The organism is Aliivibrio wodanis, from assembly GCF_052920805.1.
In genome coordinates this window covers 791,829-803,404 of sequence record NZ_JBREXA010000001.1, presented here as the reverse complement: position 1 = coordinate 803,404, position 11,576 = coordinate 791,829, and the positions used below count along the sequence as shown (strand labels likewise).

The window sequence follows — 11,576 nt, the reverse complement described above, 5'->3', positions numbered from 1 at the left end:
TAACTCTAGTTAGCATTCTTATAAAAAGCATACTATTTACAAATCGATTAATGATAGTATGTCGGCATTAGTCGGGGAGCCAATAGGCTGAGATCGCAATAGCGAACCCGTTGAACCTGATTCAGTTAGTACTGGCGTAGGGAACTAATGGTCCTTTTGATACGATCTTTTCGATCCGTTTCTTTTGGTGAGATCTCGCGTCTATACGTATTTTATTCTCACTATGACTGTTTTTCCTGACCGTTAGTTAGGGAAAATAAGTATGCCTATAGTAAAAACACCCATTGTATTAACCATTGCTGGATCTGACAGTGGTGGTGGTGCTGGCATCCAAGCCGATATCAAAGCGATTTCTGCAATAGGCAGTTATGCTTGCTCTGTGATTACCGCATTAACCGCTCAAAATACGCAAGGCGTTATGAGTATTTATCCAATCAGCAGTGAATTTGTTGAGCAGCAACTTGATGCTGTTTTCTCTGATTTAAATGTCGTAGCCGTTAAAGTGGGCATGCTGAGTGACTCTAATATAATCCACTCTGTTGCGGAAAAAATAAAACAATACACGCCACAATATTTAGTCGTTGATCCTGTTATGGTTGCAACTAGTGGTGACCTTCTTCTGCAATCCTCTGCTATTGAAAGCCTTAAATCTGAACTGCTTCCCCTTGCTGATGTTATTACCCCAAACCTACCAGAAGCAGCAGCATTAATTAACGCGAAAATACCCGAAAGTGAAGTCGAAATGACAGGAATGATCGATGAACTTCGTCAATTAGGTGCTAAGTCAGTATTGCTAAAAGGCGGGCATTTAGAAAAGGATGAAAACAGTACCGATTTGCTAATTTTATCTGATTCTATAGAGCGTTTATCGACACCCCGCATTGAAACTCGCAATACACACGGCACAGGCTGCACGTTATCGTCAGCAATTGCTTCGTATTTAGCGCAAGGTCATGAATTACTGGCTGCCGTTGCGTTAGGTAAGCAATACATTACTCAAGCGATTATCCATGCGGATGAGTTGAGTATTGGTAAGGGACGTGGGCCTGTGAATCACTTTTTTGTATTAAATTCTTAGCATTATTTTTTTAAACTTAGCGATATAAAATTTGAGCACTTGAGGTGCTCTTTTTTTTCTTTTGTTTTTGTTTCATGTCATACATATGCTTATCTGCTCTAATAAGAGCGTGTTCTATATCATCTTTGCTGGTGCTTTCTACGCCATAGGCAAACGTAATGGGTTCATTAGCAAGTTGTTTATATATGTCATTAATAAAATCAGTTGCGCGATTTTTATGGGTAGTGACGACGAATTCATCACCACCGATACGAAAAGCCATCTCTCGATCTAGACAGGCTTTTCTTAATACTTGAGAAAAACGAATAATCATTAGATCACCGACTTGATGGCCCTTTAGATCATTAACTTTTTTCAAATCATTTAAATCAAAATAAATCAAATCAAACATATCAAGTTTTACTTGAGGCAGTTTTTTTCTGGTATAGAGAGCTGTTAATTCATCTTTCATGCTTTGTTTTGCAAGATCTTGAACCATGCGAGTAATACCAATAGCAATACAGAAAAAAGCTGCAAAGAGAGACCCGTCATCTAAAATGGTATCAATAACTTCACAATGGTCGGCATGTTTTTCAATTATTGGAAACTCAGTTAATAAGTCATAGCCTTTGTTAAATATGAGTAAAGAAACTCCAATCATTAAAAAAGAGTAAGATTTAAAAAAACGGTAAGCAGTTAGGCTGATATAAACTAACAAAATGAGAGTTAGTCCTTCGAAAATCAAATCGGAATAAGACTCAAACCCAATTTCTTCATACAAAGCAACACAGGCAGCTAGACATAAGGAAAGAATCACGGTGACAATAATTGGTCTTTTATTATTTCGTTCCATATCGCATGCTCGCTGTTAATGGAATGTTACACCTAACTGAGGGTACTTAATTTTTTTAGAAAAATAAATAGAAACTACAGAATTAATTTTGAATAAGTTGACTTCTGTATAGTATAGATGAGTCTATAAATTGTGACAGTAAGCACAAGGATGTATTGATAAGTATCATATTAAGAATAATGTATGGTATGTTAGAGGTTCGTTGCTTTTAAGGTTTTAGTATGCACTTTATTTCATCACTAAGAAGTCGAGTATTATTTAATTTAATTCTTGCCCTACTTCCTGCCGCTATCATCATTTCACTTAATATTTGGTATGAATATCGAACTGAAAAGCAGCTAATCCAAAATGAAGTCAGAGCCACTGTCGACGCATTGGCAAGTGAGCATATTGAGGCGATTGTTGAAATTCAGAAGGTGTTAAAAGAGCTGAGTCAGTTTAGTGAATTGCAAGCACCGTCAAGTCAAGCGTGTAACAGCATTATCTCAAAAGCATTGAAATTACATAAGGAACTAAGTAATTTAGGGGTTCCTTTGGCAAATGGCGATTTATTATGTAATGCAACACCACTTACAAAAAAAGTAAATGTGGCAGACCGTTTGTACTTTCAAGAAGCGATTAACGAACAACGTTTGTCTATGAGTGAATTCCAAACGGATAGAGCGACTCAGCAGACGTCATTGAATTTTGCTTACCCAGTATTAGATCAAAATAATAACAGTATTGCGGCTGTCGTTGCGGTAACTGATTTTGAACGATGGAGAGAAGAAGTGTCGAAACTCACTCTTCCTGATGATTCTGTTGTTATTGTTTATGATGAACATCGTTATATTTCTTTCTTTCAATCTCTAGCGCTCCCACAACAAAATATTACTAGCCTAAAAGATGTATTTATTGAAGGTGATGTTTTTAACGACAGTATTACAGAGGTCGTTGGCAAGGATGGTATTCGTCGTTTAGCACTTAGCATTAATTTACTTCCTCAGCGATTTAACCATAACATGACCATGGTAGTCGCTTTACCGATTGAACACGTTTACGAAGGGGTGATCTATACCTTTCTTCGTAATGTTGTGCTGTTTATTATCTGTAGTTTTCTTTTCTTTTTTGTTTTATTTTTTGGTTTAAATAAAAGTGTACTTTCTCCTGTTCGACAATTACTTTCTAGCACTAGAAAGTATGTTGAAAGCAAGAATGGACAATCCTCAGAGAAGACTAATGAATTAACCTTATTATCTCAGCATTTTGAATTTGTTCTGCAAGAGCAAGAAATGATAGAGGGTGAGTTGATTGATAAAGAGAAACGATTAAGTGGTGCGTATAAAAGAATAAACAATTTACTTGATAATTCAACGTATGGCGTAGTGGAGTGGGACCCAAACCTGAACATTAGCCGTTGGTCTAAAATGTGTCACTCCATTTTTTCTATTGATGCAGAAACACTAATTGGAACTAATATTACTGAAACTAAAGGTATCGTTGGTGACTATTTTTCTAATATGAGTCTTGAGCTTGAAAAGATGAGTGCGGGTCATAGTGAGCAAGCTCATTGTGAAAGTTCGTTTAGAAATCAATCGGGTGAAGTGGTAGTTTTGAAATGGAAGCTATCTGCAATTTATGACCACGATAATCTGATTGGTATTCTTGGCTTAGTTGAAAACATTACTAAGCAGGTAGAATATCAGCAAGAAATTGAACATCAAGCCCGTTTTGATACTCTAACCGGAGCACCTAATCGTTATGCTTTTATTCGTAATTTAGACATAAAAATTGAGCATAAGAGTCACTTCTCTTTACTGCATATTGATATTAAAGGCTTTAAATTCGTTAATGATCACTATGGTCATAAGCTCGGGGATCATTTACTAAAAACGCTAGTTAAACATATAGAAAAGCAAGTTAGGGAGGGGGAGTTTTTTGCTCGATTAAGCGGAAATGAATTTATCTATTTACTGCCTTTTAATGATGATTTACAGATAAATTCACGATTAGATACATTGCGTTCAATTTTCTGTGAACCAATTAAATTGGGAGATGTAAACCACGTTAGCTATATTCATTGTGGTATTTCTAAGACATCAGAATTCATATATAGCGCAGAAGAGGTGTTACGCCAAGCGGGTATTGCCTTACATTACGCTAAGCGACATTCAAAGTCTGATACCTATATTTATAGTACAGAAATGGAAGAGCAAGAACGTTTACGATTTGATTTAGAGCATGAGCTAAAAGCGGCATTAATAAATGAAGAGTTTGAGCTTTACTATCAACCTATTTTGAATCACAGGACGTCATCCTTTGATGCAGCAGAAGCACTGATCCGTTGGAACCATCCAGAAAAAGGCCTTATTCCACCAGATAAGTTTATCCCTTTGGCTGAAGAGACAGGTTTTATCCATCAGTTAGGGCACTGGGTATTAGAAGAGTCAATTCGCCAAATTTCTGTATGGCATGCTGAAGGATTAGATATTTCTAAAGTATCGGTCAATATGTCTGCTTTGCAATTGAATGACGCGGATATCGTCTATAAAGTCAGCCATGCATTAATGACTTATAAAGTAGAGCCTAAACATCTTATTGTTGAAGTAACAGAAAGTGCATTATTGGACAGTGGCAGTGAGATATTGGATCGAATTAGTGGAATTAAAGCGTTAGGTGTTTCTATTGCTTTAGATGATTTTGGCACTGGTTATTCTAGCCTAAGCTACCTTTCAAATTTGCCATTGAATCGATTAAAAATAGATCGTTCTTTTGTAAACCGAATTGGTACTGCCCGTGATGAAGTACTTATTAATGCGATAATCTCTATTGCACACGGCATGGACTTATCCGTGGTGGCAGAGGGAATAGAAACGGATGAACACCTCAGTTTTCTCTTAGGCAAAGGATGTGAATATGGCCAAGGGTATCTATTTAGTAAACCGTTACCTGTAAAAGAGTTTGAGGTCTTTATTCAACAGAATTTAGTCGTGGAAGAACCGGTTGAATTTACACCAAAGTTTATGTAATAGATAACATCAAACAGTTATCGAGCACAAAGAGAAAGCCGTTACGTGTTGATGTAACGGCTTTCGTGTTTTTATGGATTAAGTTGCTCTGTGATTATTGTTTCTAAATCTTCTTGAGGTATAAATCCTGGGATAATTTCATTACCAATGATTAAGCTTGGTGTTCCTCTAAGCCCAAGTTGGCTAAAGATCTTTTCATTTTTTTCAACCAACTCTTCTTTTTTTGGATTTGGTGTCAATTCTTTTTGGGTCTGAGTTAAATCGGCAATTTTCATTACTGATGTGCTGTCATGTCGTGATGGTTTTGCCATCATTAAACGGTGAACTTCGGCAAATTTAGAACGATCATTTTCCCATACATTTAATGCGTACCATGCTGTATTGGTTTTTAGTTCTGGGATCATACGTTGTTGGAATGGAAGTAGAATATTTACAACGCGGATCTCTGGATGTTTTTTAATTACTTCAACTAATCCCGATTCTAAGCGCTTACAATATGGGCAGTTATAGTCAGTGAAATTAATAATAGTTAACTTAGGGTTTTCAGCGCCAAAATAGGGTTGCTGTGGGTTGTTATATAAATAATCGTGATTGGTTTTTAAGATAGAGTCTAATGATTTTTGTCCATCAAGGTATTGACTTAAATTGGTATGTAAACCTTCAATTAACTCTGGGTTTTGACGTAATAAGCTAGTGATCTCAGTTAATTGTTGTTCTTGAGCTGTTGTTACGCTCTGTGCGGAAACGAGCGGAGATAAAAGCAGAGTTGCTGTAATTGTTGCTGATAATAGTAGTGATTTCATGAGATAACCTTAAGCGAAAAATAAACGTAGCCACAGACCAAATGGAGTCGTAGCACCGGTTGTAATAGAAGATACTTTGCCATTACTAATAATGACAATTGAAGGGGTCGCAGTGACTCCCCATTCTTTACTTATCTGTCCTGTTGAATCATTGATTACTGGAAACTCGTATTCCTTGTAATTCATGAATTGTGACAATCGTTTATTATCACCAGAGGTAATAGCAACAGACACGACTTGATGATCATTTGCTAACCAAGAGACGCTAGGGCTAACAACGTTGCAGATAGGACACCATGTACCCCAGAAATACAGTAAAACCGGTTCATTGTGGCTCATTTTTTCTATATCAACCCAATTTCCATTGATCGTATTTATTGATAGCTCTGGTATTGATTCTGATGGCATATCTTTACTGCGCCAAAAATCGATAGCGGAAACAAGTAAGATAATAAAGAAAGCTAGTTTTGCTATTTCCTTAACAAATTTGATCACATCTGCTTTAGAATTCTTTGGTTTCTTTTCATTTACCGACTCCTGAGTCATTATGGTGTTCTCCCTGCATATTCTATTGCTTGGATAATATCCTCACTGCGTAATAACACTGGCAGCGATAATCCTTGAGGTGCGTTAGGGCCATAAACTACATTCAAAGGTACTCCAAATCGTTGATGACTTTTTAAGTAATTGGTGATTTTATCGCTTGGATGCGTCCAGTCCCCTTTCATGGTAATGACATTATCTTGTTGTAATACTGAATACACAGGATCTTGCAAAATAACGCCGATTTTATTGGCCTTACAAGTAATACACCAATCAGCCGTTACATCGACAAAAACCGTTTTTCCTTGTTTAACGTATTCATCAATGGCGTGCTCATTTAATGGCTGCCAAGCAAGGTTGTCCTCAATCGGTGTAGCCCAATGCTTGGTCGTCATACTACCAACAATCAGCGCAGCACTACTTGCAAATACAATGATGGCAATAATCGCGATAACGGTATTTTTACCTTGTGTTTTACCTATTTGATACAGTAAGTAAATGCTGAGTAATAATCCAAGAATGGTTGCTGATAACCCGCCAATAAATGGCGTAAGTAAACTCAGTAGCCACAATGTGGTGATTAACATCATGAGGCCAAAAATGAGTTTGACTTTATTCATCCATATGCCCGGTTTTGGCATAAATGAAACGAGACGGGGAAACAAAGAAAAAACCAACCAAGGTAGTGCCATTCCTAAACCTAAGAAAGTGAATATCATCAACATTTCAACGGTACTTGCCCCTAATGCAAAGGCAACCGCGGTTCCTAAAAATGGTGCACTGCATGGGGTTGCGAGTAAGGTTGCAAACATCCCCTGAACAAAATGCCCAATAGTTGAATCATTCCCTTTATTTGCAAGAGAAGTCGAAAAACGACTTGGTAATTGAATTTCAAATACACCAAATAAATTAGCCGTGAATAAGGCGGTTATTATAACCATAAAACCAATGAAAATAGGGCTCTGGAATTGAATTCCCCATCCAATGGCACTGCCTGTGAACTTTAAGATAAGTAATCCAGCCGCTAATAACCAAAATGAGGTTAATATTCCGGCGGCAGAGGCAAGAAACTGCAAGCGAATTGAGCGTTTACTCGCTTGAGAAGATGCCACCATGCTGTTCAGTTTCATGCCTAATACGGGCAAGACACACGGCATAATATTAAGAATTAAACCACCAAACAGCGCAAAGCCTATCATTGTTAATAAGCTTGTTGATGCCGTTTGTGCAAAAGGTTTGTCATCGATAACCGCCTTCAACTCATGAGAGAAAAGGGCATCAGACACGGTAATCGAAATAGCTTTGCCGACTAAGTCTGTTTCGCCTAACCAGTTAGTCACCTTATAAGTCGCGGTTACGTCGTTACCATTAATGTCTATTGATGGTTGGGAGAAATAGTCATCGGTAATTTCGCTGCCATCAATGAGGATCTGTGGTTTATCCCAACCCGTATCTTGGCGTAATTTAAGGTGTAATTGTTGCGATACCTTATTAAAATAGGCAGCCACGATGGTAATTGCATCACTTGCTGTTGGTACGTTTGAAAACCCTTGCTGGTACAAATGTTGAGCATCTGCATTCGTTTCAATGTCTGTGAGATTGATAGGAGGTAATTCCAAATCATACTCTGTTAAGACACAAATATTGGTACAGGTTGGCAGGGTCAACTTACCTAAGAAACTAACGGGTTTGGTAATATCATCAACGGTTAGCTCCATAGGGAAAATAACATCATGCTTGTAGCCAAGCGTCATTAAACCTGATTGCTCATAATAAGCAGGGGTAGGCCAATACCAATCTACCTTAGAAAGGTTGGTTGATTTACTCCAATCGAGTACCGGTGAAACGCCCCCCTCACCAGGTGATCGCCAATAGGTTTTCCATTCACCATCAAGCTTTACTTCGAGTAAACCTCGGGCTTGATTGTTCTCTTCATCGACTTCACCCGTTAGCATAAAACGAACTTGTGCTGGAGGATGATCAGGATGGGTTAACCAGCCTGTTGTGATGGGTTGTGCAGATACCGAAAATGCCGACAACAAGAGTGTTGACGTTAAAAGAATAGCTAAACGTAATGCGCTCACTATTTTAAATTGCTGAATTTTAAACACAGTGTTACTCCGAAAATAATTATATAAGAAAGATATAAGTACTTACGGTATGTTTATTCTCGAAAGGTGCAGAAGGCCAAATGCCGCCGCACGCCATAAGAGGTGATAGGTTCTGTGAAGAAATACGTTGTTCCCGCTTGTTTAAGGATTGCCGCTATAATGACAAGGGCTAAGATAAACATAGGAATAGCAAAATCGAGATGTACAGTGTGGGCGTTGACTAAATGTTCACTACTATTACATTGTGAAGCATCATCACTTGCGGTTTGTTCTGAATTGGAGAGATGGATTTGTTCTACATTGTCAGGTTGAGACGACAAAGGACAAGCAGTTGATAAGCCAAGGTTCTGAGAAAAACAGACCAATAGTACAATACTCACTAAAACTAGTGACCATGAAGCGATAGGTTGCCGCTTGTATTGTAGTAAAGAAAAACTCAAAAAAAGTACTCATTAAATGTTTGATTAAACATACTAAGCGAAAATAATAATTTTTCAACCGAATTGTCATTTATTCGTCTATGATTAAAGATAGGAAAATCAAAGTACTTATAATTTCATGGTATGAAAATTGCTAGGCTATTAACATGGATAATAATTGTTAATTTTTTTAGCTTATTAACAATGTAGTACACCTGAGGGGAAAGGAATGAATTTATCGATCAAGGCAAGGTTATATTTGCTTGCAATTTTACCTATTGTATTAACGTCAGTCTTAATTATGGCGATGACTTACAAAGAAACCAACGCTTTAAATCAAGCGCAAATGGACATGACTCGTTCGCAAATGATGGACATGAAGCGAACAGAGTTAAAATCTTATCTGGATATTGTTTCTTCTGAGTTGGGTCATTTAGAAAAGAAAAATGCAACAGAAGAAGATGTTATTGCTTCACTTAAACCAGTTAAATTTGCTGATACAGGTTATTTATTTGGTTTTAAATCAAATGGCGTTCGCGTATTACTAGGTACATCAAGTAAAGGTGTTGGTGATAATGCGTGGAACTTACAAGATAAAAAAGGCAATTACCTTATTCAAGATATTATCACTGCTGCAAAAAATCGTTCAGGGTATTCAACGTACTACTACCCAAAATTAAATCAAAATGTTGCGCTGCCTAAGCTTGCTTATAGTGTATATTTCTCTAAGTGGGACTTGGTTGTTGGTACAGGTTTTTACACAGATGATGTTGATGCTGTTGTTAATAAAATGAAAGCCATGAGTGATGAGCAATTGGCTAGCAGTATGCAAGCTATTGCTTTATTTACTTTATTAATTATTTTTGCTGTTGCAGTCTTAGGTTTCTATATTAATAAAAGTATTATGGCTCCGATTCAAAAGTTCGATGAATCAATTAAATCATTTGCCTCTGGTGATGCAGATTTAACCGCTCGTATGCCTGAGTTTACAGTGCCTGAGTTTAATCAACTAAGTAATAACTTTAATTTATTTGTTGAGTCATTGCATAAAATTATCTCTAATGTTTCTCATGTAAGTCACGATATTGTTGCGGAAACATCAAATATGTCTGAGCGTTCAGCTCAAGTAAATGCAGTGGTAACGAATCAGCGTTCAGAGACAGAGCAAATTGCAACTGCAATGACTGAGTTAACAACCTCATCTCATGAGATTTCATCAAATGCAGAGCAAGCGGCGCATTCAGCTCAAGATGCGGATACTAATGCGCAAGTTGCCATGCAAACGGTAAATGAAGCTTCTGAGTCAGTAAAAACGTTGGCTGCTGAATTAGATGAAGCAAGTGATGTTATTACTAAACTAGAAGGCGATGTTCAAAATATCGCAAGCACCTTATCTGTAATTCAAGATATTGCGGAACAAACGAACTTACTAGCACTGAATGCGGCGATTGAAGCGGCAAGGGCTGGTGAGCAAGGGCGTGGATTTGCCGTAGTTGCGGATGAAGTTCGTAAATTAGCGAGCCGAACTCAAGAAAGTACAGCGCAAATTCACCAACGTATTGAAGCTCTAAAATCAGGCTCAGATTCAGCCGTTCAAGTAATGGAATCAAGCAAGAACTTCAGTACACTGACGGTAAATAAAGCAGTGGCTGCTTCTGAATCTTTAGGCCAAATCCTAGCATCAGTAAATACGATCATGGAAATGAACTCATTGATTGCAACGGCTACACAAGAGCAAAGTATCGTTGGTCAAGAAATCTCAGAGCGTATTGTATCTGTTTCTGATAAAAGTTCAGAGTCTGCAGAGTTAGCAAGTCAGAACCGAGCGGGTGGTGTAATACTAAACCAGAAAGCGAATGAACTTTCTGAACTTGTTGATCGTTTTAAAGTGTAGTACTTATACCAATCGTAGTAAATTACTGATCACTTACTTACTGTGATTGCTATTACTTTAAAACGTAATAAATTATCTATTATAGATAGAGATAAAAGCACAAAAGTCATATGAATGGCTCTTGTGCTTTTTTATTAGTGCTTTATAGCTCACCATAGTTTAAAAAATTGCCAGTTTTTTAAAGCAAGAATCGTTGATTCAATAGGAGGAGCAAACCAAAATAGAGCAGAGCTCATGAGTGTAAAGCAGAGGGTGAGGGGCTGATTAGAAAAGTCAGTGAACTTTAAGGCTGAGCCAAATGATCGTTTAATTCTCACGTTGGCTAAATCAACACTGTATATCTCATCGAGAACCAAATGGACAATCCCCCCACTAAAAACAAACATGCCAGAAAGCCAAGCGATAAATTCTTTATGAGCAACATCAGCATCTAAGGTAAACCAGATAATATCGGTTGTTACTAAGCCGCAAAAAAAGAGAAAAAGTAAAGAATGACAGATACCACGATGAATAGTTTGCCACTCAAAAATATTACGAATACCATACTTGATAATAAGATGAATCATTACAGGCATACCAATAAGTAATAGAAATTGTCTTTCATCAATGGCATCACTAGTGAAATAGCGAATACTGAGCAAAACTATACTGATAGTAAAGAGGTTAAAGATAATATCCAAAGAGGTGGAGTTATCAGAATCAATATCAGGTAATAAGCCGCCAATAGTACCTAAAAACCAAAGCCATAAAGCCGTATTGAGTTCGATGTGGTTTGCTGAAAGTAATGCGGCTGATGCTAAGCCAGAGACTAAAGCGGCGGTATTAAAATGAGTACTAAAATTTGCCATAGGTTTTTAAAGAATTCTTTTGTAAGATAAACGCTGAATT

The 11,576-nt window shown here is 37.4% G+C and carries 9 protein-coding genes and 1 riboswitch; of the genes, 3 read left to right on the top strand and 6 right to left on the bottom strand.

All coding sequences use genetic code 11. The annotated features are described in order from the left end of the window. Positions 1 to 62: 62 nt before the first annotated feature. Positions 63 to 160, top strand: a riboswitch (TPP riboswitch). Positions 161 to 262: 102 nt separating this feature from the next. Beyond that, complete coding sequence (thiD, locus tag ACU5DF_RS03755; protein ID WP_446711837.1) at positions 263 to 1,078, top strand: bifunctional hydroxymethylpyrimidine kinase/phosphomethylpyrimidine kinase; 816 nt, start codon at positions 263 to 265, stop codon at positions 1,076 to 1,078. A gap of 16 nt (positions 1,079 to 1,094) precedes the next feature. Here thiD and ACU5DF_RS03750 read toward each other — a convergent pair whose 3' ends face one another. Beyond that, complete coding sequence (locus tag ACU5DF_RS03750) at positions 1,095 to 1,910, bottom strand: GGDEF domain-containing protein (protein WP_446711836.1); 816 nt, start codon at positions 1,908 to 1,910, stop codon at positions 1,095 to 1,097. Between the two features lie 221 nt (positions 1,911 to 2,131). On the opposite strand from ACU5DF_RS03750, the gene ACU5DF_RS03745 reads away from it, so the two are divergent. Next, a complete protein-coding gene (locus ACU5DF_RS03745; protein ID WP_446711835.1) occupies positions 2,132 to 4,918 on the top strand; it encodes an EAL domain-containing protein in 2,787 nt (928 codons plus the stop codon). A 71-nt stretch (positions 4,919 to 4,989) separates the two neighbouring features. On the opposite strand, the gene ACU5DF_RS03740 is transcribed toward ACU5DF_RS03745, so the two are convergent. The 4 genes from ACU5DF_RS03740 to ACU5DF_RS03725 are packed head-to-tail and all read right to left on the bottom strand — an operon-like array spanning position 4,990 to position 8,815. Further along, positions 4,990 to 5,721 carry a DsbA family protein gene (locus ACU5DF_RS03740; protein ID WP_446711834.1) on the bottom strand — a complete coding sequence of 244 codons (732 nt, stop codon included), beginning with the start codon at positions 5,719 to 5,721 and terminating at the stop codon, positions 4,990 to 4,992. 9 nt (positions 5,722 to 5,730) lie between these two features. Then, positions 5,731 to 6,267: a protein disulfide oxidoreductase gene (locus ACU5DF_RS03735; protein ID WP_446711833.1), complete on the bottom strand. Its 537-nt coding sequence runs from the start codon at positions 6,265 to 6,267 to the stop codon at positions 5,731 to 5,733. Continuing rightward, positions 6,267 to 8,375 carry a protein-disulfide reductase DsbD family protein gene (locus tag ACU5DF_RS03730; protein ID WP_446711832.1) on the bottom strand — a complete coding sequence of 703 codons (2,109 nt, stop codon included), beginning with the start codon at positions 8,373 to 8,375 and terminating at the stop codon, positions 6,267 to 6,269. The genes ACU5DF_RS03735 and ACU5DF_RS03730 overlap by 1 nt, the downstream gene beginning before the upstream one ends. 53 nt (positions 8,376 to 8,428) lie before the next feature. Then, positions 8,429 to 8,815, bottom strand: a complete 387-nt coding sequence (locus ACU5DF_RS03725; RefSeq protein WP_446711831.1) for a hypothetical protein — start codon at positions 8,813 to 8,815, stop codon at positions 8,429 to 8,431. A 208-nt stretch (positions 8,816 to 9,023) separates the two neighbouring features. On the opposite strand from ACU5DF_RS03725, the gene ACU5DF_RS03720 reads away from it, so the two are divergent. After that, on the top strand, positions 9,024 to 10,688 hold the full coding sequence (locus ACU5DF_RS03720; RefSeq protein ID WP_446711830.1) for a methyl-accepting chemotaxis protein: 1,665 nt from the start codon (positions 9,024 to 9,026) through the stop codon (positions 10,686 to 10,688). 149 nt (positions 10,689 to 10,837) lie between these two features. Here the strand turns inward: ACU5DF_RS03720 and ACU5DF_RS03715 are convergent, their stop codons facing one another. Continuing rightward, complete coding sequence (locus tag ACU5DF_RS03715; RefSeq protein ID WP_446711829.1) at positions 10,838 to 11,536, bottom strand: metal-dependent hydrolase; 699 nt, start codon at positions 11,534 to 11,536, stop codon at positions 10,838 to 10,840. Positions 11,537 to 11,576 lie beyond the last annotated feature (40 nt).